Source organism: Oceanobacillus sp. FSL K6-3682 (assembly GCF_037976165.1).
GTDB lineage: Bacteria > Bacillota > Bacilli > Bacillales > Amphibacillaceae > Oceanobacillus > Oceanobacillus sojae.
This window is the reverse complement of record NZ_CP150263.1, coordinates 69,976-92,291: the sequence shown is the minus strand read 5'-3', so window position 1 is coordinate 92,291 and position 22,316 is coordinate 69,976. Positions and strand designations below refer to the sequence as shown.

The window sequence follows — 22,316 nt, the reverse complement described above, 5'->3', positions numbered from 1 at the left end:
ATCATCATTCCTCCATTTTATTGATAATACTTTTTATAAATGAGATACAGCCCATTCAACGTTAAATACGGCTCCACAGCATCTATTGTCTCTGATTCATGTGCAATCAGTTTAGACAAGCCGCCTGTTGCGATAACGGTAGGGTCTGTCCTTTTTTCCTGTTTAATCCGTTTTACCAAGCCATCAATCTGACCAATATAACCATAAAAGACACCGGATGTCATCGCCTCAACAGTAGAAGAACCAATAACCTGCTGGGGTTTTTGAATCTCGATTTTTGGCAGCTTTGAAGCTCTTGTATTTAATGCTTCCATTGAAATATTGACGCCTGGGGTAATAATTCCTCCAGCATATCTCGCTTCTTCATCAACGTAGCAATAGGTGGTAGCTGTACCAAAATCAATAATAATTAATGGTGCGCCGTATTTATGAATACCTGCTATTGCATTAACGATCCGGTCCGCTCCAATTTCAGACGGATTTGGATAATTCATCTTAATCATCTTGTCGTAGGATGTTTTTCCAATAACAACTGCTTCTAAATGAAAATAATCGCGGCTCATTTTCTCTAATGCAAACATAATAGGTGGTACTACAGAAGAAATAATCACCCCGGTAATGTCTTGGAAGCTTAACCCTTTATATTCAAATAATGAATGAATTAACATACCAAATTCATCTTCTGTTTTATAACGGTCTGTTTTTATACGCCAATCATGAATTAATATATCATTATCAAAAACACCCAAGACTGTATTAGTATTCCCTACGTCAAGAACAAATAACATCTATCATCATACCTTCCTTCGTTTCTTAAGAAAACTCGGCAAACCAAGCCTTAAAAGCGTAGAATAAGTCACCTTCGTTGAGATCTGGGGCTGGGGCTGGGACTGCGATTACTCGCCCCACCGAAAATCATTGTGGCTGCCCGCCCTATTAATTATTGCTGTATTTATGCAAACAGGAAACTTTCTTCTTTACCTAAAAATTAATATAACATACTTTTTTTAAGGAAAAACCAAAAAAGCATTACAACCATGCAAAAATCTTATTCAAACGCTCTTGAGACAATCGCTTCATAGTACAATTGAGAAGTTTACAGTGTCACGTGCGCAAACACTCGCCTGTCTGCAAAAAAAAGAAGCAGCCTTTCCAATCTTAGGCTGCTTCATGTATATACTTCCCAACTTCTTAATTTTTACGATCTGAATCTGAGTTGTCCTCTGTATTTTCGTCAGAGTTATGCGTTTCTTTTTCCTCATAATCATTATTCATAATAGGATCGTTTATATAAGAATCGGATTTCTTTTCGGCTTTTTCTTTTGCTTCTTCAAAAGAAAGTCCTCTTTTTTCCTCATCATCTTCTTTTGATTGAATGCTTACCTTCAAATCATCTGAACCTTCTTCCGGTTCAGGAAGCTTTCCATCTTCAAAAAGAGATTTGATTTGTTTTGCATCTAGTGTTTCCACTTCTAATAATGTCTTAGCAATTAATTCTAACTGTGCTTTATGCTCTGTAAGAATTGTTTTTGCACGGTCATAACAGTAATTAATGAAATTCTGCATTTCCTGATCAATGTCGTGTGCAATTGCATCAGAATATGTTTGTTCATTTTGAATATCACGGCCAAGGAATACATTACCTCCACCGCCATTACTGAATTGAAGCGGACCAATCTTATCACTCATACCAAATTCGGTGATCATCTTATGCGCAATACCTGTCGCACGTTGGAAGTCATTGGAAGCCCCTGTGCTTACTTCACCAAAAATGATTTCTTCTGCGACACGTCCACCCAGTAAACCGGTAATCTTATCAAACAGCTCCGGTTTTGTCATGAAGTAGCGGTCTTCTCTTGGAAGCATTACCGCATAACCACCGGCTTGACCACGGGGAACAATGGTAACTTTGTGAACGACATCAGCATCATCTAAGACCATACCGATGACCGTATGACCACTCTCGTGATAGGCAACAATATTTCTTTCTTTTTCGGAAATAACTCTGCTCTTCTTCGCAGGTCCCGCAATAACACGGTCAATTGCTTCGTCAATATCTAACTGGCCAATTTTCTTACGATCAGCACGAGCTGCAACTAACGCCGCTTCATTCAGCAAGTTCTCCAAATCGGCACCAGAGAATCCCGGAGTACGCATTGCAATTGTTTTTAAATCAACTGTATCTTCAAGCGGTTTATTTCTTGCATGTACTTCCAGAACAGCTTCACGGCCTTTCACATCTGGACGGTCTACCATGATTTGTCTATCAAAACGTCCTGGACGTAATAAAGCAGGGTCAAGTATATCAGCACGGTTCGTTGCAGCAATCATAATAATTCCTTCATTTGCTCCAAATCCGTCCATCTCAACCAATAGCTGGTTTAGTGTCTGTTCACGTTCGTCATGTCCACCGCCTAGTCCTGCTCCACGCTGACGGCCGACTGCATCAATCTCATCAATAAAGATGATACACGGCGCATTTTTCTTCGCATTTTCAAATAAATCACGTACACGGGAGGCACCGACCCCTACAAACATTTCTACGAAGTCAGAACCACTGATGGAGAAGAATGGTGTTCCTGCTTCACCTGCGACTGCTTTCGCCAGTAATGTTTTACCTGTACCCGGAGGGCCGACAAGAAGGACACCTTTTGGAATACGTGCGCCTACCTGCGAGAATTTACGCGGATCTTTTAAAAATTCCACGACCTCAACAAGTTCTTGTTTCTCTTCATCAGCACCAGCGACATCTTTAAAGCGGACTTTTTTCTTATCTTCAGAGTACATTTTCGCCTTACTCTTACCGAAGTTCATAACACGGCCGCCGCCACCGCCGCCTTGTGCCTGACTAAGGATGAATAATAAGAATAGACCAATCAATAAGAATGGAATAATTCCAGTTAAGAATGTAAGCCAAGGACTAGGCTGTTCTTCTTCCTCTACCGTTAATTGACTTTGTTGGCTTGCTCTATTTGTAATTTGTGAGACAATTGCTTCATTATCCGGTACCTGAGCAACAAATTCTGTCTCATCATCGTCTGTTAACGTACCCGTCAAACGAATGATGCCATGTGACGGCTGAAAGGTCAGTTCCTTAATTTCACCATTATTTAAAGCATTCATAAATTGCTGTACATCATACTGCTCCTGATCTTCACTTGGTCCATTGAACACTCCGATTACTCCAATAATGATAATAAATAAGAGCATCCAGACGAAGACCTTACGAAATATCTGATTCATTGCTTACCTCCTCCCAAATGGGGAAAAACTATAGTAAATCGTATCATAGTAAAATCGCTTTATACAAATAATTTAACCATTTTTGACGAATTATTTTTTATGAAATGAAATATTGCAAAATTCCTAATCAAATCGTCTAGGATTATTCTTTAAAATACATGTAATGCTGCTTCTGAGAAAAGCTATATTTTCAGCAATTTCCATTGCAGCCTGTCCCAATTAAGCCACTGTCTTGCCCACTTTTAAATGTATTCATCATCCGCCATAAATTTCTGGTTTCAGAACACCAATATAAGAAAGATTTCGATATTTTTCTGCATAATCCAAACCATAGCCCACAACAAATTCATCCGGAACTTCAAAGCCGATAAGGTCCGCTTTGATATCTGCTGTTCTTCCGGCCGGTTTATCGAGAAGCGTCACGATTTTAATTGAGTTAGCTTTACGATATTTAAATAAATCCACTAAGTAGCTCAAGGTAAGTCCGCTATCAATGATATCTTCCACAATGATAATATCGCGGCCTTCTACTTTTGTATTCAAATCTTTTAGAATTTTCACCTCTCCTGTCGAGGATGTTCCGCCGTCATAACTGGACACATCCATAAAATCCATTTCCAGATGTGTTTCTGTATGACGAAGAATATCTGACATAAACGGCAACGCGCCTTTTAATACACCGATAGCCAGTGGAAACTTGCCCTTGTATTCCTCTGTTAATACAGCGCCAAGCTCCTTGCATTTCTCCTGAATCTCTTCCTCACTTACCAAAATCTTCTCAATCTCATCATGAATCGTTCCTTGCGCCATGTTTTCTCCTCCTAATTATCTTCTCGAACTATATTCCAGCTTTATATTCAATCCTTTACCATTCTGTGCAGTCTCTGCTTTTTTTAGACCGACAACCCAAAGGATGACTCCTTTATCATCCACTATAATTGGCCAATTATCCCGTAGACTTTTTGGTATTTTAGCGTTTATAAAAATATCCTTAAGCTTTTTTGAACCATTGAGTCCTCTGACAGACATACGATCTCCCGCTTTTCTTACTCGGATATGTAGTGGTAATGAAATAGAATCTGACGGAAAGACAAAAATAGCTTCATTCTCTGCCGGAGTTTCTTTGACCATTGATGCCTCGATCTTTGTTCCGTCCGACAGCAGCACTTCGCCCGGTACTGTCAATAAAGAGGAATGTGCTAACTTCGTGGATGGCTGATGACCAAATTGCAGATAAATTTGTCCATATATATTTGTCATTTGGAGCCGCAAGGGAAAATCCAAACTTGAGCTCCCATTCCGGCGCCTTAACAGGTCAAAAAAGTTTACTTCGTGGATATAGGATAGGTCTTTAGGTAAGGTTCCATATAGATAGTTTAATATTAGATGAAAGGCCCTTCTTTGTAAAGCCTGAGGAAGCTCTAAAAAAGCTTCTGCAGCAAAACAAATTTCCCGGTTATTTTCACGGAATTCCACTATTTTTTCTACCATTTCCGCAGCTTGTGCCTGCAAGTATTGTTCATCCTGTGATAACGTCTCGCTGAGGGTTTGTATTGTCTCATGAATACCCGGATTTTTCTCCTTCAGCAATGGCACGACATTTTTCCTGTAATAGTTTCTTGTATAAGCTTCATCTGCATTTGTTTTATCTACCCGATAGCTCAATTGATATTTTTCCAAATAAGCAAGAATATTATTCTTTGTCACACCTAATAAAGGACGGATGATTTCTCCGCCGGCAAAATTCCGCCGTACAGGAATCCCCTTTAAGGCATTGGATGTCGCAATTCTGGCCATCCGCATAACCAGCGTTTCAATCTGGTCATCAGCATGATGTCCAAGGGCAAGTACATCTGCATTTTCTGCATGCATCAATTCTTGATAAACACTGTATCTTAATTCGCGTGCAGCAACCTCTTCACTAACGCTTTTTTCTTTTTGGTATTGCCTTACATCTACTGCTCTTGTCACACAGGGAATTTCCCAATCCCGACAAATTTCTTTAACGAAATGGCAATCTTCAGCAGATTCTTCTTTACGCAGCTGATGATCTACTGTTACTGCCACAAGATTTAAATCCCAATTGGAGGAAAGCTTTTTAAAAAAATGTAACAGGGCAATAGAATCTGGTCCTCCTGAAACTCCGACAAGAATCGTTGTATGCTTTTGAATTAATTGATGTCTCTGAATAAACGCATACACCTTCTGCTCCATCTCATTCTTCCTCCATCCGAATTCTCTGCCGCGTCATACGGTTATTCTAAATTAGAAAATAACCGTATTTTGACTACACTTCTATCATACTCCTTTTTAAGAAACGGTTCAAAAGAGAGGATGCCAAAAAAGCATATTTTCATTTTTAAATATCCTCATTAAGGTAACAGCAGTGAAATAATCCAAAAAACAGAAGCAATCAGAGAGATGCTAAACGATTCTTTAACAGGGTAAGCTTTCTTTTGCTGTACCTTTTTACGATATTGACTGCGCCGGCGCTGTACCTGTTTTATTTTGTCCATAACTTCCGTTTTCATTTCTGCTGCTGTATGATACTTTCCTTTCAATGCTTTTCTTAAAATGGGGTGAAGTAATTGCAGGTCAGTTGCACGATACAGCTTTTTTTCCAACAATTTCTCTGAAGGCTCCCCTGTCATACGTTCAAACCGTCTCGGATAATAAATATGGAGAAACACCATCGCAACAGCAAACAAATCATAGCTTGGCTCTGCCTTACGCGTCCCCAAGCCCCAATACCCGCGATCAAAAAACTCAGTATACTCTTTAATAGACCGTCCCATCCTTGTTGTACCGCCTACATCCACCAATCGAATTCTAGGTGGATTCGATTCAACAAGAATATTGTCCGTTTTTAAATCACCAAAAGTCCAGCCAGCCTGATGAAGCTGGTCCAAATCCTCTAATAATTGAACCATCAATACGCCAAGCCATTTCTTACCCCTCGCCTGAATAAACGCACCTAACGTTTGGCCCTCCATATATTCCATCACATAAAAGGAATACACTCTTCCATTCGGTGCTGTCCAATCGTCCACATCCAATAAAGAAGGCCCAAGGCGGTATCCTTGAACCTTTTTCAGCGCTTTGAGCACATTGACTTCCACTGTTACAGCTGCATCCTGTTCACTCATTTTCAAGGCAACAGGCCGTCCATTATACATGCAGAGATAAACAGATCCTATCGCACCCTGGCCAATTTTTCTGACTACGGTGTAGGATTTATAATGCCATTTTCCAGTCACTTTTTGCTGAGCATGTAAATTAATAGCCGGTTTCTTCAATGTCGAATGGTTCTTCATCCGAATTCCTCCGCAGCTGCTTTTTACTGAATTGGTACATCGCCGCACGTAATGCTGGTCCAGTTGGAGTTATTCCGCCGCTTGTCAGCTTTGGAAATACTTTAGAAATACCATCCAGCCTTGGCGACCAATCAAGTACAAGCTCAATATCACTCCGCCTGCCTGGAAAACGGTAAATACAAAAACGGTTTTTCCCGACACGTGCGTTTAAGCTCATCGATAAATCAAAAAGTGCTTCCTTCACCGTTTCTAATTTATCACGCATACTTGCACTGCTATCGACGAGTACAACTACTTCCAAATCGCTCGTTTCACCTAAATCCTCAACAACTTCCATAATTTCACCGCGTTTTTCAGGATCCAGCTCTTCCATTGACTGATCTTTTCCTAAAATACTGCGCAGCTCTTTATTCACAAATCCCTGCAATGTTTGCGTCATAGCCTGCCTTGTTACCATCTGCACTGTTTGTGACAGGCGTTCACTATAGACAATTTGACTGACACCTCCGCCGGACACTGCTATATCCTCCACTTCCCGGAGCCCTTCCGGCTGTTCTGTCTGATCATCATCTAAAATACCAATTACATTTACGGTAATTCCCTGCTGGTTAGCTAAGCTGGCAACAACAGCAGGATCTTCACCTTTGTTAGAGCAGCCGTCTGTTAACAGCAGAATTTGTTTTAACGTTCCCGCATTCATTTGATGTATACCTCCCTCATCTTCCATTACCATCATCACCAAATAATACTTTCTGTATACATATATTTGATAGATTTGCTTAACGAGGATGTTCAAAAAGTCTCAAAATGATAAGCGGCGAATCTCTGCGTTGACGTGTCTTTGACCTTCTTGCTTCTAATTTAGCTACTTTTTGAACTCACACTTAAAGGAAGAGAGAGGGTTCTCTTTAAGTAAAACATCCGTTTATATATATAGATAGATATTTCCCGCTCTACATAGAAAGAACCTTCCCATGATGAATTGGAACATTTGCCCACCTTGGTGTGTTTTTCTTTACCTTGGCAACCAATACTGTCATATCATCATTAATATCTCCTGATCTTGTCCGAATCACCTCTTCTAATAACAGATCAGCAATCTCTTGCGGATCCTCCGTGTCCATTTCTTTAATTTTACGTTTTATCCAAATATCGATATTCTCCACGTCTTTTGGCCCATCAAAAATTCCATCACTCATCATAATTAATAAATCATCCGGCTTTAGCTGTTCACTGACAATATCTACGTCAAACTCTTTAATAATCCCCATCGGAAGATTACTGGCCTCAATTTTCAGCATCGCGTTTCCTCTGCGGACAAAGCTCGGTGTCGAACCAATCTTTAAAAATTCTGCAGATGCGTTATGCAGATCAACGACTGCTAAATCAAGCGTTGCAAACATCTCATCAGTAGTACGCAAAGCGAGAATCGAATTGATGGTTTTGATGGCAACCTTTTCCCGTATCCCTGTCTGTAAAATTTGCTGCAATAAGCGCAATGTTTCTGTACTTTCTTCTTTCGCGCGTTTTCCATTCCCCATCCCATCACTGATAGCCATGGCAAACTTTCCTGCGCCAAGCTCAATGGTTGTAAAGCTGTCTCCAGATACAAGTCCACCTCCTTTTGCTGCATTTGCCGCTCCTGTCTCAATCGCAAAATCTCTTGCTGAGCCGAAGACGAAGTGGCTATATCCGTACGGGAAAGAGGAAATATCCTCCGTTTTCACCACAATCATTTCATCGAGCAGCTCTGAAAGAATAGGAGCAATCAGCTTTTCACCCTCTCCATGATATTCATAAAAGCTTGTTGTCAATTCAATATCTACATTTCCTTTTTCCAAGTGATAAATGTCTAAGCGGACTAATTCTATTCCCATCTGCTTTAAAGCATGGATAATTTGCGATTCCTGCAGCTCGTGGTGCTGCCGCTCCTTTAGTATTTCTTTAGCAAAATCATTCATTACTTCAGAAACACCCTGGAGCTGATCAGAAACTAAGCGCTTACTTTCTGTTACCTGCTGTCTGAGCTGTTGATTTGCTTCGTGAAAGCTCATTTCTGATCGCATTGCCTCCACCACCTGGCGTGATTTCACACAATGATTCTCAAAATCCTTCATAACATTCCGATTTGGATCCTGTCCGGCAGTTATATCCTGCTTCATGTCCTCCATCAAAGAATAGGTTTTATCAAATTCCTTTTGCCAGCATTTATTCTTTAGAAAACACCCCTGGCATGTTTTTTCCGTCACCTGGCTTAAAAAGTAATCTGTATCTCTCTTCTCGTCCCTCTTTTCATCACTTAATGTCCTGTCTGTTACCGCAAAACTTTTTGAGAGTGCTTGAAAAACATCTGAAAATTGCTCCACTCGCTTTGCAGTAACGTTTCGAACCTTTTGCGAATACTGCTCTTGTTCATTTGTATATGCTTCTGTCCCCGGTATATAGCGGGCAATTTGCTCAAACCATGATGCCGGAGTAAGTATAAATAGCATCACTGCCATAAGCGATTCTATTAACGACGGCAATAAAGCAACATTTTCACCATAGACACCAATTAAGCCTGTCCCGATTAAGAGGCCAAGCGCCGTCCCTGCCTTCTTTCCCTCCTTCAATAATCCACCGAGTACTCCTGAAAAGGCAAGCAGACTCATTTGATAGAGGTTAGCAACATTGGCTAATGATAAAATCATTCCTGCTACAACACCGACAGTCGATCCGATTGCCGCTCCACCGACAAAAGCAAATACTAACACAAAATATCTTGAAAAGACCTGCTCTAAAGAGGCTCCATACACCTCCCAGCCAATGAATCCTGTTAATACAGAGGCAATAAGAATAATCAGGCAGACAATTTCTTCACTTTTTAAAGCAGGTTTATACCGTTTTGGTGATAATAGCGGAATGCTTTGCATAAATATAAGTACAAGAATTGCTCCAAGTACTCCTTCTATGGCTAACATCATCCATTGGAAGGACGATATTGTATCCTGGATAGAATATAGAAACATTCTCGGCAGGCTGGTAGCTAAAAAAACCGTGACAGGCAGCATCCACTGCTGGTTTTTGATAGACTTTGTTGCTGCCGATATGAAAATAAATAAGATAAAAGCAAGAAAGATAAAAACAACATGCTGCATGGAATAAGTTAGTGCTCCTAAAATAACAGCAATCATAGACCGGAATGATTTATCACGATGGACAAGCCACATACTGGCAATAAACGCAACAGCAAATGGAGAAACCGCCTGCAGGATGACAGCCCGTCCTAATAAGAAACCGGTAATGTAAAATAACCAGCCTTGCGCGATCAATACATGATTAATCTTCGCCATAATTTGTTCTCTCCATTTTCTCTTTTTATGTGCTTTCTCGATTGCAATGCTTCCCGAATCCACCCTTGGAATTGAACCTATCATTTTATCCACTCCCATCTTTCCAACTAGTAAAACACAGGTTGTATTCTTTTTTTGTCAAAAAAACATGGCAGCTTCTAAAAATCGTTCGACTTAATTTTGGTAAGTTAACATCGTTTTACAAAAAGGGTGTATACCTGGCGAACAATAAATTTTTGTTTATAGTGATGGGAATACAGCTAATTTGAAGCTACTGTTTGATACATTTCCATCATTTAAAATCTGCGCAGCTTTTTAGATATTGCTTCATCATTTGTAGAAAAAGGTGGGAGAAAAGCTGTTCTTTTCTATAAGCTCGACAAGATAGGCGATCCTTAAAAAAATAGAGCAGAAAACGTATTTTTTCAGATTGACCGCTATATATTCCGGGGCTTTTACAAATCAGCTTATAAAATATGCGTGGAAACTATTGACACTTTGTATTGTCTGTTGTATGATTTTTCTTGTTGGTTTTAATGGCGGCGTAGCTCAGCTGGCGAGAGCGTACGGTTCATACCCGTGAGGTCGTGGGTTCGATCCCCTCCGCCGCTATCCTGAAAAAAGCTTATTTCCCTTACCGAGGAAATAAGCTTTTTTGTTATTATGCAACAGTATTATTGGAAGTGAATAATTACAAATGTTCTCAGTGGGTGCAAACTCTCACTTTAAGTATCATTTGATTTTATAAAATCAAATGTTTCGATGAAGTTCCCCACTTATTACATCTAACCATAATATATTCATTTGATAGTCTAGATTATATCCATTTGAGATTATCCATGCTGTCGTTTTACTGTATGTCCTGTGATTTCATTTTATCTAATTCTTTATTTCTACGTTTACTAAGAGCTACTCTTCCTTCATGCCATTCCATAGCCAGAACAATCATCCCAACTAAAAGAATCAGCGCATAGGCAAGGACACTTTCTATTCTTCCTATATATAAGCTCCATGTTAACCAGAAAACAAGGAGAACAGGAATAATCGCTCCCCAATAAACACTATTTCTGGTTGAGAGAAAATACTGTATTGCCAGAAATCCTGCAATTATAAACGCATCATAAATACCAAATCCAAACATTATTTTTCCTCCTTTTCCTGTTTATACTTTTCAATAATTAATTTTGCTTCTTCAAGATTGATACGATCATCGATGGAAAGCTGTTTAATAAATTTTATAAACTCTTCATTATCCTTGGCATCATTTAATTTTATCTTTTCAATCAGCCTATCCAGCTTAATTCTTACTGTGGGATAAGAGACAGCATAAATTTTCGCAACCTCCTTTAATGAGCCGGAGTTCATCACGAATTTTTTAATGAACTCTAAATCTTCCTCGTCTAAGGATAAAATCCAATCTGGTACATTTTTGATATCCATATAGCCTCACTCCTCAATATTTAATTTTATTTTAACATAGTTTTAAATAAAGTTAAAACAAAGTTAAATATTATTTATAATTTATTGAAATAATATTTAACAAATTATTAACCAACACAAAAAAGCCAGGACAGTAGAAGTCTTTTAACCCAGCAAATTATAACGAACATAAATTATGTGAATAACCGATTAGGAATATATACTTTACTTTCTTCTAAAGCCCGTATATATTTCCTGCATTTTTTACACATTCTCCGTTATTGGGGTTAAACTCTTTTCCTCTTGTCCCAGCCCTGCCAAACATATTAAAAAAGCAGATGCCTCCTTAATTTAAGAAGCATCTGCTTTGATCTATCCATAGAGCATTATTAATAGACAGCAACCACTATCCTCTTCTAGCACCCCGTCCACCACGCTTGGATTCAGTGTGCTTTTTCAAAGAGGCTAAACGATCCTCGGAATCCTTTAGGAAACGATTCATTTTGGACTCGAAGTTCTCCGTGCGTTCTTTTTGACTCTTTTGACGTACTTGCGGGCGATCTTTCGCCTTTCTAATGGACAGGCCGATTTTGCCATCCTTTTCAACATTAATGACTTTAACCTTTACTTCATCTCCAACCGTTAAATGTTCATTAATATCTTTGACATAGTTGTCTGCAACCTCACTAATATGAACCAGACCTGTTTTTCCTTCTTCTAACTCCACAAAAGCCCCAAAATTAGTGATTCCGGTTACTTTTCCTTGCAGCTTGCTGCCTACTTCAATTGACATAAAAGAAATGCTCCTCCTTAAAAGATTAAATGTTCTTCAATATATAGTATATTAATCAAAATAAAAAGTGTCAATATGATGGGTCTTCATCAGGCAATTTAAATATTAATTCTCCTTCATTTGAGAAGAAATAATTAGTTCTGGCAATCTCAAGAACATAATCTTCGTCCTTCAGGAGCTCAATTTCATTATTTAAATCCGATTCTTCCTGCTTTAAATCTGCAAGCTGCTGCTCTAACTGTTCATACTCGTCCATTTTATCCGCTTTAATCGACCGCTGACTGAAATGATAGACTGACATACTTCCTATGATCACCGCAACAACTAATGCATACAGTACCAACCTTCTGGTAAGGCGCTGTTTTTTTCTATTCTGTCGCTCTATGTACGCATCGTACTGGTGTACGGACTTAGAATGAAGTTTTGTTACTTTCTTCTTTCTTTCTTCCACAGCTGTTACCTCCTCCGATAAGACTGAATCCATCTAAGTGACGTTTAAAAAGTCCAATTAAAATGACACGGCGAATTTCTTCGTTAGCTTGCATCTCCATTACTCACGTATTTAAAAGCATACGTTCCGTTACTCAATACTTCGCTGCCTCAAACTTCTTGATCCTTTTAATCGGACTTTTTAAACACGTATTTATAAACTATATTCTGTATTTTACTATAAAATCCTGCAATTTGCAGAAAGAAATTTTGAATTGGTTTTGGAAAAAGGCGAAAAAGGCCTGTCCCTATCCACCGCAAAGGAGTAAATAAAAAAAGAAACAACCATATAATTATTTTCATAACTCCGATTAGTATTGCTTTTATCATACGATAGAACGTGAAGAATATCCACCGCAAAGGAGAAATAAGCAATATTTTTATCAATTTTTCTATTCCCTGATAAATTGCTTTAAAAATTCGGATCAAACGTTCTAATAACCTTTTGTATACTTGTTTTGCCAATGCCTGATAAGCAGAAAAACCAAAGAGGCTTGCTAGTACAATATAGATTCTGAGCTCTCCTTGATTCACCCGGTATAATATATAAAATAAAATGCCCGCCTGCATCATCCAAAATAATATTTCTAAAAAGTACGTTAAAAATAACCGCCCCTTCCAGTAAACTGTGAAGCGACGGAAGGTTTCCTGAGCAATACCTAAATAAAAACCGCTTAAAGCCATCGTGATAAGTGTTAGAAATTGCGTAGATAAAGTCATCGGAATAACTTGCTAAAGAACCCTTTAGCTTTCTCCTGCTGCTGGTCATCTACATAGGAAAGCTCATATATTTTTCCTTTAATAGTGACAATCCCTTCTGTCACGTCTAAATTCTTTAACTGTAAATTTTGTCCGCGGATAATTAAATACCCCATCACTGTTTCTAACAGAAATGCTTCGTTATCAAAGCTGTCTACTTCTTTAACGCCTGTAATTTCAAGGTTTTTTCGTTTGTCTATTTTTACGGTATGCTCTTGTTCAATATGATTTCTTACATCTTTATTCTCATAATAATTCATATAAAAACCCTCCCTATCGTTAATAGCTTATGATGGGAGGGACAAGTATAGAACTATATTTCTACTGCTCTAATTTCTCTTCTTTAACAATCTTATAAAGCGTATCTGCTTCGTCTTTACGGACATTTTCCCGCAAAGCGTTCACTTGTATAGTAACGAGTTTTTGACCAAACCGGATGATAAGCTCGTCTCCTTCAGAAAGAACAGTAGAAGCTTTCGCCGCATTACCGTTCACAGTAATTCTTCCTTGATCCGCTACTTCCTTTGCTAGAGTACGCCGCTTAATTATCCGGGATATTTTTAAAAATTTATCTAATCTCATCATCAATTCTCCTCTGTTAGCTTTTGTTTTTTCTTCGCTTCTTCCCAGTAAGCATCCATTTCCTGCAGAGAGGCTGTTTTAGGTGTTTGATGGTTTTCTTTCAGTTTTTCCTCTATATATTGAAACCGGCTGATGAATTTCCGGTTGGCACGCTCTAATGCCACCTCAGGATTTACTTTATAGTATCTGGAAATATTCGCTAAGACAAATAAAACATCCCCAAGCTCCTCTTCTACATCCGTAAATTCCTTTTCCTCGACCGCCTCGATAACCTCATTTATTTCTTCCTTCAGCTTCTCCCAAACTTCCTCTACACGTCCCCATTCAAAGCCGACCTTCCCTGCTTTGGAGGTAAGTTTATATGCTTTTGCCAAGGAAGGAAGATTTGCCGGGATACCATCCAATATAGATTCTCTTTCTTTTCCCTTTTCCTGTTTCTTCAGCTCTTCCCAGTTCTGCAGAACCGCTTCTTCTGTATCTGCTACTGTTGATGAAAAGACATGCGGATGGCGATAAACCATTTTATCAGAAATCGACTGAATCACATCATCTATCGTAAAATAACCATTATCCTCGCCAATCTGACTATGCAATAAAATATGCATCAGCAAATCGCCAAGCTCCTCAACAATATGTTCATCATCCTCTTCATCAATCGCTTCAATCAGCTCATAAACTTCTTCAATGGTATGATGACGGAGGGATTCATGTGTCTGCTTCTTATCCCAGGGGCATCCGTCAGGACCACGTAAAATCGCCATCACCTCTCGTAAAAATGCAAACGTATGATGAAGATATCCTTCTGGAGCTGGCGGAATATAGAGCGTGGTTAAATTACTTATTTCCATCCGGTGATCCAACTCTTCCAATGAGACTTTTTCAATTTTTTCTGTGTTGCTCCCAGCTGCCTCTACGATATAAATTTCATAATCGGATGGCAATTCTTCTAATAAAGTCAGCTTGACCTCAGACGCGATAAATGTATCATACACCTGGCAAACAAATAGATGATTTCGCAAATTAAGCTGATTACGTTTGAAATCTGTTCCATCTACGAACTGAAAGCCTTCGATAGGATCAATCTTCATCGCTGTGAACAAATCATCCAAATAACTTTGCCCACCGGCAATTGACACTTTAATTTCCTGTTGACTCAGCAAAAGTTGAACGGTTTTCTCCGCCAGCATGGGATGACCTGGAACAGCATAAATTACATTATTCTCACTTGTTTTCGCGGCTTCTATCAGCTTTTCTGTAATACGCTCATACACCATTCCAAACTGCTCTTCCTCTTCGTAAAGCTGATCAAAGGACGTAAAAGAAACTCCTTCTGCTTCCAATGCTTCAATTACGGGATGATCTAATGTTCTTGCATAAATCGTCTGCTGTGTCTTTATTAATTTTCTATATACACCAAGCGGCAGCTGCTCTAAATCTCCTGCCCCCAGTCCAATGACTTCTATTTGCTTCAAGGTTGTTTCCTCCCTTTGTAAATACGTAACAAGTACTCTGATTTCGGTAAAATCTTAATCTGATTTTCAGTTAATCCGCCAGTCTTAAGCAAGACAAAGAGGAATAGGCCTGCTCCTGATATGGAGATAAAGATTACATATACAAGCAGCAGGATTCTTACATCCATTACATGTGAAGAGAATATTCCTTGTACCACCAACAGATAAATTATCATCGCTAAGCTCGCCGCGGCTAAACTTCTCCAGGAAATCGAACGGTATAATGGCATGCCTGGCAGTTTCCGGTATAGCTCTATAATTACAAGCAACAATAACACACCCAGACTGGAGACCGTGGCTATACTCGCTCCATAGACACCATAAATCGGTATTAGAATCAAGTTGCTGCATACCTTTACCACAAATGAGATGCCGATAAATACGGCTGTCCGCACAATCATGCCCAGGCTCTGTAAAATAGATGCACCGATAATAGAGATGGTAGACATTACAATAGCCACAATTAATAACCTTAGTTCACTCGTTCCCTGCGTATTCTTATAAAGTAGTTGATTGACCTCTGGAAAAATAATAAATAAGCCCAAAACCGCACCTGCAGCGATAAAAATACCAACATGCATTGCTGTCTGAATATAGTTGGTTACCTGTTTTTTCTGATCTTTTAATTTCTGGTGACTGATTGCCGGTATAATTGCCAGGGCAATAGATGACCCAATAATTGTCACCATCTGTATAAGCGGCTGTCCCCGGTCAAATACGCCCTTCATCTCCTTGGCCTCTATTTCTCCTGCTCCACTTGCTATTAATTTCGGCACAAACGTAAACGCGTCCGCTAATTGCATTAATAAAAGTGTCATATGATTCATCGCAGCAGCTATCCCAAACAGCAGGAGGATTCTTAAATAGTTCTTCCATGGAACTGCTTCTTCCAAGGAAGGTATGCCTACCACTTCATGTGAATCATTTTGATTTTTATAGTTTAAAAATAAAAGAATGGCGAGTGCACTAAAGCCTCCCAGCAAGGATGCCAGCACCGCTGTTATTCCAATAGCATAAATTTGCAAAACTCCTTGGCCGACCAGCCACGCCCCCACAATAATTATACATACACGAATCAGCTGTTCTCCAATTTGAGAAAGGGCAGTAGGGGCCATCTCATACCTGCCCTGCTGTATTCCTCTGAGTATTGCCACAGCCGGAACAACCAAAAATAATATTGCAGCCAACTGATATAACCCAATAAAATGCTCATCACCAGCCATTTCAGCTAATAATGGTGCAGAAACATAAATTACTGCTGTAAGTATGATATGAAAACTCCCAAGGATTAGAAGAATAGGGCGATAAAAGCCTTTCCAGGTTAATACTTTTCCCTTTTCGATTTCTGTCGCCGTCAACGAAGAAATTGCTGAAGGGAATCCATATAATGCAAGCATCGTCGCAATTCCTAACAACGGATAGAGCTGTTGATACATATAAAATCCAATATCCCCTGTCAGGTTTTGCAATACAATACGATAAACGGCACTAAACACTTTACTTATCAAACCGGCGATACTCAGTAAAAGCGCACCTTTAACCAACCGGCTTGTTTCATTATCTGACATGACGAATTTTTCCTTTTCCAAATGAATTTATCTCAGTATATCATATCAGGGAGAAAAGCACTTGGTCTTTAAAACCCTGACATTCTAATCACTAAGATGCCTACCTCAATCTCTCTGCTATATTTTCGGATCTGCCTACAAAAAAGAAGCTTGTACTCTAGATTGGAGGGTAACCTAGAGAAAGCTTCTTTTTGAAAAAGTATGAATGAGGGGCGGTCTATTCCATTTGTTTAGCCAGAAAAACAGATGCAGTCTCTGCTGCCTTCTGCTCTACCTTACTCAGTTTATCTTCTTTAGAGAAAATCATCACACAGCCAATTGGATCACCGTTGGCAATAATAGGATGAACCGAATAAGAGTGCAGCTCCTGCTCATTTCCATCTACAATTTCTACCTGAGACTTATCACCTTCATAAACGGGTGAACGTCCTTCAATAATATTAGTAATATAGCTGCTTAATGATTTATTTGCGTACTCTTTTTTAGACTCTCCTGCTACTGCAATAATTTCATCGCGATCTGTAATAATAACCGGCGATTGTAAAGATTGAAACAATGCCTCTGCATATTCTTTAGCAAAATGGCCTAACTCACTGATTGGTGAATATTTTTTTAAAATAACCTCTCCCTCACGATCAACGAAAATTTCAAGGGGATCTCCTTCACGGATACGCAGGGTTCTCCGAATTTCCTTTGGCACCACTACTCTCCCTAAATCATCAATACGTCGCACTATTCCTGTTGCTTTCATCTAAGTATCCTCCCTTTCTAAATGACGATTCTGACTTGGATGGAAAGTCTTCCCTCCATAATTCATCACCGGTTGTTGTAATAGTATTAATCAACCAGAAATAACTATACATTCCAAATGAAATTTTTGTTATTTTTTTGGAGGAGATGAAAAAGAAAGCCAAAAATAGAATTTTAAAACCTTATTTATTCATAATTACTTGATAGCCTCTCGCTGTCCCCCATGTAATAAGTATATTAGGTTCCCTCTATACTGGTCGGATTATCAAGTAGTGCTCTACTTCTTCCTTGCTTACACCTCTTAAATCATTTGATAATAAAAAATCAATATTTTCTTGAGAAGGTATTAAAAAAGCTGCTCCCTGGAATAGAGAGCAGCTTTTCACTGGTAAACCATATTTTTACCGAGTTACATTACTTAACTGTTTAATAAATTCGACCACAACATCGTGACGTTTATAGGCCTTGTCATTACTCCATTTAATACCTGCTTTTAAGTTTTGATTTTCTGTGCCCAGGCTGATTTGACGATCAAATTGATTAGCCACTTCAAATAATTTAGAGCCATCAATTTCCTGACTTCTTCCTTCATCAATCAGCATCGTAATTTTCTTTGGAGCCTCTGTGATAGATTGGACACGCTGTTGTTTAGCGTGCATTCTCATAATGCTCACGGTGAATAAATTTTCAACCTCTGCAGGATAATCTCCAAAGCGGTCAATTAATTCATCTCTCAGATCCTGTACTGCTTCTGGACTATCCAAGTTTTGGAACTGCTTATACATTTCAATTTTCTGCTTCTCATCCTTTAAGTACTCATCCGGAATATACGCATCAATTTTCAAGGAGATTTCCGGCTCAAACGGCTTGATATCCTCTACTTCTTTTCCTTCTTTACGGGCATCGATTGCATCCTTCAACATTTGAGAGTACATATCAAACCCTACAGAATCAATAAAGCCATGCTGCTGCGCACCTAATAAATTCCCGGCACCACGAATAGATAAATCACGCATTGCAATTTTAAATCCAGACCCGAGCTCCGTAAATTCTTTAATTGCCTGCAATCTTTTCTCAGCAACCTCTGTTAATACTTTATCACGCTGATATGTGAAGTAAGCGTAGGCTACGCGATTGGAACGTCCGACACGCCCTCTTAACTGATAAAGCTGACTCAATCCCATATGATCAGCATGATTGACAATTAATGTATTCACATTTGGAATATCGACACCTGTTTCAATAATGGTTGTACTGACTAAAATGTCATATTCTCCTTCAATGAAGCCGATAATAACATTCTCCAGTTCTGATTCATTCATTTGCCCATGGGCAATAGCCACTCGCGCATTTGGCACAAGCATCCCAATATCACGAGCCATTTTTTCAATATTTTCCACCCGGTTATGCAGGAAGAACACCTGGCCGCCTCTGGACATTTCCCGATCCACTGCCTCACGGATAAAGGATGGATTATATTCCATCACATATGTTTGAATCGGGAATCTATTTTCCGGTGGTGTCTCAATAACAGATAAATCCCTCACACCGAGCATAGACATATGCAATGTTCTCGGAATAGGGGTTGCTGTCAGTGTTAAAACATCTACATTAGTTTTCAGCTGTTTAATTTTTTCTTTATGCTTTACACCAAATCGCTGCTCCTCATCGACAACAAGTAAACCTAAATCCTTATATTGGACATCCTTTGATAAGAGACGATGCGTTCCTACAACAACATCCATATTTCCATCCGCCAGACCTTTTACTGTATCGTTTGACTGCTTACGTGTACGAAAACGGCTTAATAAGCCAATATTAATCGGAAAATCCTGAAATCTTTCACGGATTGTCTCATAATGCTGCTGCGCCAGAATTGTTGTTGGCACAAGGATAGCTACCTGTTTTCCATCTGCTACTGCTTTGAAAGCTGCACGGATAGCTACCTCCGTTTTCCCGTAACCTACATCTCCGCAAAGTAAACGATCCATTGGCCTTTCTTTTTCCATATCTTCTTTAATTTCTGCAATACAACGGAGCTGATCCTCTGTTTCCTGATAAGCGAAGGAAGCTTCAAATTCCCGTTGTAATTCAGAATCAGGTGAAAAAGCGTACCCTTTCCGGGATTCACGTTCCGAATACAGCTTGATTAAATCATCGGCAATATCCTCGACAGAGCTTTGTACCTTCCGTTTTACCTTTGTCCATTCCGTACCGCCCAATTTGTAAAGCTTCGGTTCTTTTCCTTCTGAACCAACAAATTTCTGAACTAAGTCAATCTGGTCAATCGGCACGAACAGCTTATCATCTCCAGAGTAACGAATCAGCATATAATCCTTATGCAGCTTATTAACCTCTAAGGTTTCAATTCCCAGGTATTTCCCGACACCATGATTTGCATGCACAACATAGTCGCCGACTTTTAACTCCTGATAGTTTTTAATTCTTTCCGCATTCGAAATCTTCGGCTGTTTTCTGGAGCGTTTCATACGCTTTTTGAATAGCTCATTTTCTGTAATAATTGCCAGCTTATGCATCGGGAATTCAATACCCCCGTGCAGATGGCCAACGATAATTGTCGGCTTTTGTATAGGGAGTTTTAATTCTTTCTCCACTTGTGTTTCAATATCATAATCTTCTAAAATGGAATGCACTTTTTCGGCACGCTGTTCACTTGGCGTGAGAATAATAACAGAATAATCTCCTTTTTCCCAACGCTTTAATTCATTTTTAAATAAAGGCATCTGTCCATGAAATTCCTGCATCGTTCTGGTCGATAGATTAATAACGTTTTGCGGATTGGTATTCGGGATATGCCGCATAAATACAGACATATATACACGCGGATGCGAAATGTCATCTATCAGTGTATTCCACGCGAAAGAAAACTGGCTGCCCCGGACCATTTTATTTCCTTCCAACAGCCCTGTATACCATTCCAGTTCCTCATGATCTAAGTTTGTTGCTGTTTCCTGAATACGGCTCATTTCGTCAAAAAAGACAACGCCATTCTTTGGCAAATAGTCTAATAAACTAGCGGGCTCGTCATATAAATAGCCGATGTATTTATACATCCCCTGAAAACGAGTCAATTGTTTAAATTGTTCAATATCCTGACCAATTATCTCAACAAGATCTTCACGATCAGCAGGTTTTTTGACTTTTTTCAATGTATCTGAAAGTGCATCTTCCAGTCTTTCTGCCACTTTCAACATTTCTTGTCTATCTATTAGTAATTCCGTGGCAGGATTGATGGTTACCTCTTCCACCTTATCTAAAGAGCGTTGTGATTCCGCATCAAAAAAGCGGATAGAGTCAACCTCCTCGTCAAACAATTCAATACGAATCGGATGCTTTTCCGTGATTGGATAGATATCAATAATCCCCCCGCGCTGACTGAATTCACCGGGAGCAGTAACCATAGAGGTGCTTTCATATCCCATCTCTACCAGAGAACGCAAGTAAACCTCCATTTCAATATCCTTGCCAACTTGAAATAGAAGCTGATATTTATTCCAATATGATTTTGGAGGCAGCATCCTTTTTAATGCTGCAACAGGTGCAATTAATATCCCTTTATCTTTACGCGTCCAAGCTGTTAATGCTTCAATTCGCTGTGCACGCAGTTCCGGACTGGCTACAGCCATTTCAGAGGCTATTAACTCATTAACAGGATAAAGATAAACACCTTCATCATTTGTCAGCTCCGCCAAGTCATCATATAGCTGCTGAGCCTGAGCTAATTGATGCGTAACAATTAATAAAGGACGATTCATTGATTGATATATAGTGGACAGGAGCAGACTTCTGGCAGAACCGCTTAAACCGGCAACCATCTGCTCTTTCATGCCTGCAAGCAATCCATCCATAATTGACTGTATATCTTCCTGTGATTTTAAATAACTATGAATTGCTTTCATTCGTATTTCCCCTCTAAATTGTTAAAGTATTTTTAGAAAATTTGGCATCCGTTAATCCTTAAAAGACGCAGAATTGACCGACTTTTAGGGATTAACCAGCCAGTTAAAATCGTTTAATCTATGCAAATAAGAAGGGTTTTACCCCTCCTATTCGTAAAAAACGCTGATTGCGTATAATCATCAAAAAAACATAATAAAAATTTTTAAGAAAATGGTATATATGGTCATATATTTATTCATAAAATGATTACAAGAACCGAAATGCAGAGCCCTTGCAAACTTTCACTTGTCGGCTCCAAGGCTTTATTTGCTGAAGCTGAATGTGGCTATTTCTGAATAAAAATCAGCTTATGTTAAAAATATCATAAATATAATCACTCATCTATTGTAAGAAATGATCTAATTCATGATAATCCGGATGCGTTTCAAGAGCCTGTTGGCAGTGTTCGCAAATGACTTCCAAACGGAAATCACCGTCTTTTTCAAAGACTATCATTTCTGATATATCCTGCTCTTCTATAAGGTCAAGAAAACGTAAGGACAGATCAATTTCTGTATGATTCAACACACCCAGTTCTTTTCCGCAATGCCGGCAACCATAGTAGATAACCATCTCATTCACCTCGATTAAAACTA

At 39.1% G+C, this 22,316-nt stretch carries 19 protein-coding genes and 1 tRNA gene; 1 reads left to right on the top strand and 19 read right to left on the bottom strand.

All coding sequences use genetic code 11. The features are described from left to right. Positions 1-17: 17 nt before the first annotated feature. The 7 genes from MHH51_RS00455 to spoIIE all read right to left on the bottom strand — a co-directional run bounded on the left by MHH51_RS00455 (position 18) and on the right by spoIIE (position 9,973). A complete protein-coding gene (locus MHH51_RS00455) occupies positions 18-788 on the bottom strand; it encodes a type III pantothenate kinase (RefSeq protein ID WP_339283957.1) in 771 nt (256 codons plus the stop codon). Between the two features lie 403 nt (positions 789-1,191). Continuing rightward, positions 1,192-3,243, bottom strand: a complete 2,052-nt coding sequence (gene ftsH / locus MHH51_RS00450) for an ATP-dependent zinc metalloprotease FtsH (RefSeq protein WP_147212216.1) — start codon at positions 3,241-3,243, stop codon at positions 1,192-1,194. Positions 3,244-3,498: 255 nt separating this feature from the next. Further along, positions 3,499-4,038 carry a hypoxanthine phosphoribosyltransferase gene (hpt, locus tag MHH51_RS00445; RefSeq protein ID WP_186813720.1) on the bottom strand — a complete coding sequence of 180 codons (540 nt, stop codon included), beginning with the start codon at positions 4,036-4,038 and terminating at the stop codon, positions 3,499-3,501. A 30-nt stretch (positions 4,039-4,068) separates the two neighbouring features. After that, positions 4,069-5,457, bottom strand: coding sequence for a tRNA lysidine(34) synthetase TilS (gene tilS / locus MHH51_RS00440; protein ID WP_339283955.1), 1,389 nt, complete (start codon positions 5,455-5,457; stop codon positions 4,069-4,071). A 158-nt stretch (positions 5,458-5,615) separates the two neighbouring features. Then, on the bottom strand, positions 5,616-6,557 hold the full coding sequence (locus tag MHH51_RS00435; protein ID WP_339283953.1) for a protein kinase: 942 nt from the start codon (positions 6,555-6,557) through the stop codon (positions 5,616-5,618). Further along, positions 6,520-7,257, bottom strand: coding sequence for a hypothetical protein (locus MHH51_RS00430; protein ID WP_339283951.1), 738 nt, complete (start codon positions 7,255-7,257; stop codon positions 6,520-6,522). Before MHH51_RS00430 ends, MHH51_RS00435 begins: the two co-directional genes overlap by 38 nt. 253 nt (positions 7,258-7,510) lie before the next feature. Beyond that, positions 7,511-9,973, bottom strand: a complete 2,463-nt coding sequence (gene spoIIE / locus MHH51_RS00425; RefSeq protein WP_147212221.1) for a stage II sporulation protein E — start codon at positions 9,971-9,973, stop codon at positions 7,511-7,513. A 454-nt stretch (positions 9,974-10,427) separates the two neighbouring features. Here spoIIE and MHH51_RS00420 point away from each other — a divergent pair. Further along, positions 10,428-10,501, top strand: a tRNA-Met gene (locus MHH51_RS00420). A gap of 238 nt (positions 10,502-10,739) precedes the next feature. On the opposite strand, the gene MHH51_RS00415 is transcribed toward MHH51_RS00420, so the two are convergent. The 12 genes from MHH51_RS00415 to MHH51_RS00360 form a co-directional block, all read right to left on the bottom strand. Continuing rightward, a complete protein-coding gene (locus MHH51_RS00415; RefSeq protein WP_339283949.1) occupies positions 10,740-11,030 on the bottom strand; it encodes a hypothetical protein in 291 nt (96 codons plus the stop codon). Then, positions 11,030-11,329 (bottom strand): DUF2089 family protein, encoded by a 300-nt coding sequence (locus MHH51_RS00410; protein ID WP_339283947.1) that lies wholly within the window; start codon positions 11,327-11,329, stop codon positions 11,030-11,032. The genes MHH51_RS00415 and MHH51_RS00410 overlap by 1 nt, the downstream gene beginning before the upstream one ends. 385 nt (positions 11,330-11,714) lie before the next feature. Then, a complete protein-coding gene (locus tag MHH51_RS00405; RefSeq protein WP_077602862.1) occupies positions 11,715-12,101 on the bottom strand; it encodes a S1 domain-containing RNA-binding protein in 387 nt (128 codons plus the stop codon). A gap of 70 nt (positions 12,102-12,171) precedes the next feature. After that, positions 12,172-12,552: a septum formation initiator family protein gene (locus MHH51_RS00400; protein ID WP_147212274.1), complete on the bottom strand. Its 381-nt coding sequence runs from the start codon at positions 12,550-12,552 to the stop codon at positions 12,172-12,174. 167 nt (positions 12,553-12,719) lie between these two features. After that, the gene (yabQ, locus tag MHH51_RS00395; protein WP_147212223.1) at positions 12,720-13,310 is read right to left on the bottom strand and encodes a spore cortex biosynthesis protein YabQ; all 591 of its coding nucleotides are present in this window, start codon (positions 13,308-13,310) and stop codon (positions 12,720-12,722) included. Continuing rightward, a complete protein-coding gene (gene yabP, locus MHH51_RS00390) occupies positions 13,307-13,609 on the bottom strand; it encodes a sporulation protein YabP (RefSeq protein ID WP_147212224.1) in 303 nt (100 codons plus the stop codon). Before yabP ends, yabQ begins: the two co-directional genes overlap by 4 nt. A 61-nt stretch (positions 13,610-13,670) precedes the next feature. Beyond that, positions 13,671-13,931, bottom strand: a complete 261-nt coding sequence (locus MHH51_RS00385) for an RNA-binding S4 domain-containing protein (RefSeq protein WP_147212275.1) — start codon at positions 13,929-13,931, stop codon at positions 13,671-13,673. 2 nt (positions 13,932-13,933) lie between these two features. Then, the gene (mazG, locus tag MHH51_RS00380) at positions 13,934-15,403 is read right to left on the bottom strand and encodes a nucleoside triphosphate pyrophosphohydrolase (RefSeq protein ID WP_339283945.1); all 1,470 of its coding nucleotides are present in this window, start codon (positions 15,401-15,403) and stop codon (positions 13,934-13,936) included. Beyond that, positions 15,400-17,010 (bottom strand): oligosaccharide flippase family protein, encoded by a 1,611-nt coding sequence (locus MHH51_RS00375; protein WP_339283944.1) that lies wholly within the window; start codon positions 17,008-17,010, stop codon positions 15,400-15,402. Before MHH51_RS00375 ends, mazG begins: the two co-directional genes overlap by 4 nt. Before the next feature lie 217 nt (positions 17,011-17,227). Continuing rightward, positions 17,228-17,761 carry a stage V sporulation protein T gene (gene spoVT, locus MHH51_RS00370; protein ID WP_339283943.1) on the bottom strand — a complete coding sequence of 178 codons (534 nt, stop codon included), beginning with the start codon at positions 17,759-17,761 and terminating at the stop codon, positions 17,228-17,230. Positions 17,762-18,161: 400 nt separating this feature from the next. Next, the gene (mfd, locus tag MHH51_RS00365) at positions 18,162-21,680 is read right to left on the bottom strand and encodes a transcription-repair coupling factor (RefSeq protein ID WP_339283942.1); all 3,519 of its coding nucleotides are present in this window, start codon (positions 21,678-21,680) and stop codon (positions 18,162-18,164) included. Positions 21,681-22,062: 382 nt separating this feature from the next. Continuing rightward, positions 22,063-22,293 carry an anti-sigma-F factor Fin gene (locus MHH51_RS00360; protein ID WP_147212228.1) on the bottom strand — a complete coding sequence of 77 codons (231 nt, stop codon included), beginning with the start codon at positions 22,291-22,293 and terminating at the stop codon, positions 22,063-22,065. Positions 22,294-22,316 lie beyond the last annotated feature (23 nt).

What these genes read in the sequence shown, in the direction of transcription:
- yabQ (WP_147212223.1), bottom strand. Translation starts at nt 13,310, where the DNA reads ATGACTTTATCTACGCAATTTCTAACACTTATCACGATGGCTTTAAGC.
- MHH51_RS00375 (WP_339283944.1), bottom strand. Translation starts at nt 17,010, where the DNA reads ATGTCAGATAATGAAACAAGCCGGTTGGTTAAAGGTGCGCTTTTACTG.
- MHH51_RS00455 (WP_339283957.1), bottom strand. Translation starts at nt 788, where the DNA reads ATGTTATTTGTTCTTGACGTAGGGAATACTAATACAGTCTTGGGTGTT.
- MHH51_RS00405 (WP_077602862.1), bottom strand. Translation starts at nt 12,101, where the DNA reads ATGTCAATTGAAGTAGGCAGCAAGCTGCAAGGAAAAGTAACCGGAATC.
- MHH51_RS00415 (WP_339283949.1), bottom strand. Translation starts at nt 11,030, where the DNA reads ATGTTTGGATTTGGTATTTATGATGCGTTTATAATTGCAGGATTTCTG.
- mfd (WP_339283942.1), bottom strand. Translation starts at nt 21,680, where the DNA reads ATGAAAGCAATTCATAGTTATTTAAAATCACAGGAAGATATACAGTCA.
- MHH51_RS00430 (WP_339283951.1), bottom strand. Translation starts at nt 7,257, where the DNA reads ATGAATGCGGGAACGTTAAAACAAATTCTGCTGTTAACAGACGGCTGC.
- ftsH (WP_147212216.1), bottom strand. Translation starts at nt 3,243, where the DNA reads ATGAATCAGATATTTCGTAAGGTCTTCGTCTGGATGCTCTTATTTATT.
- yabP (WP_147212224.1), bottom strand. Translation starts at nt 13,609, where the DNA reads ATGAATTATTATGAGAATAAAGATGTAAGAAATCATATTGAACAAGAG.
- MHH51_RS00410 (WP_339283947.1), bottom strand. Translation starts at nt 11,329, where the DNA reads ATGGATATCAAAAATGTACCAGATTGGATTTTATCCTTAGACGAGGAA.
- MHH51_RS00385 (WP_147212275.1), bottom strand. Translation starts at nt 13,931, where the DNA reads ATGAGATTAGATAAATTTTTAAAAATATCCCGGATAATTAAGCGGCGT.
- spoIIE (WP_147212221.1), bottom strand. Translation starts at nt 9,973, where the DNA reads ATGATAGGTTCAATTCCAAGGGTGGATTCGGGAAGCATTGCAATCGAG.
- MHH51_RS00435 (WP_339283953.1), bottom strand. Translation starts at nt 6,557, where the DNA reads ATGAAGAACCATTCGACATTGAAGAAACCGGCTATTAATTTACATGCT.
- MHH51_RS00360 (WP_147212228.1), bottom strand. Translation starts at nt 22,293, where the DNA reads ATGGTTATCTACTATGGTTGCCGGCATTGCGGAAAAGAACTGGGTGTG.
- spoVT (WP_339283943.1), bottom strand. Translation starts at nt 17,761, where the DNA reads ATGAAAGCAACAGGAATAGTGCGACGTATTGATGATTTAGGGAGAGTA.
- tilS (WP_339283955.1), bottom strand. Translation starts at nt 5,457, where the DNA reads ATGGAGCAGAAGGTGTATGCGTTTATTCAGAGACATCAATTAATTCAA.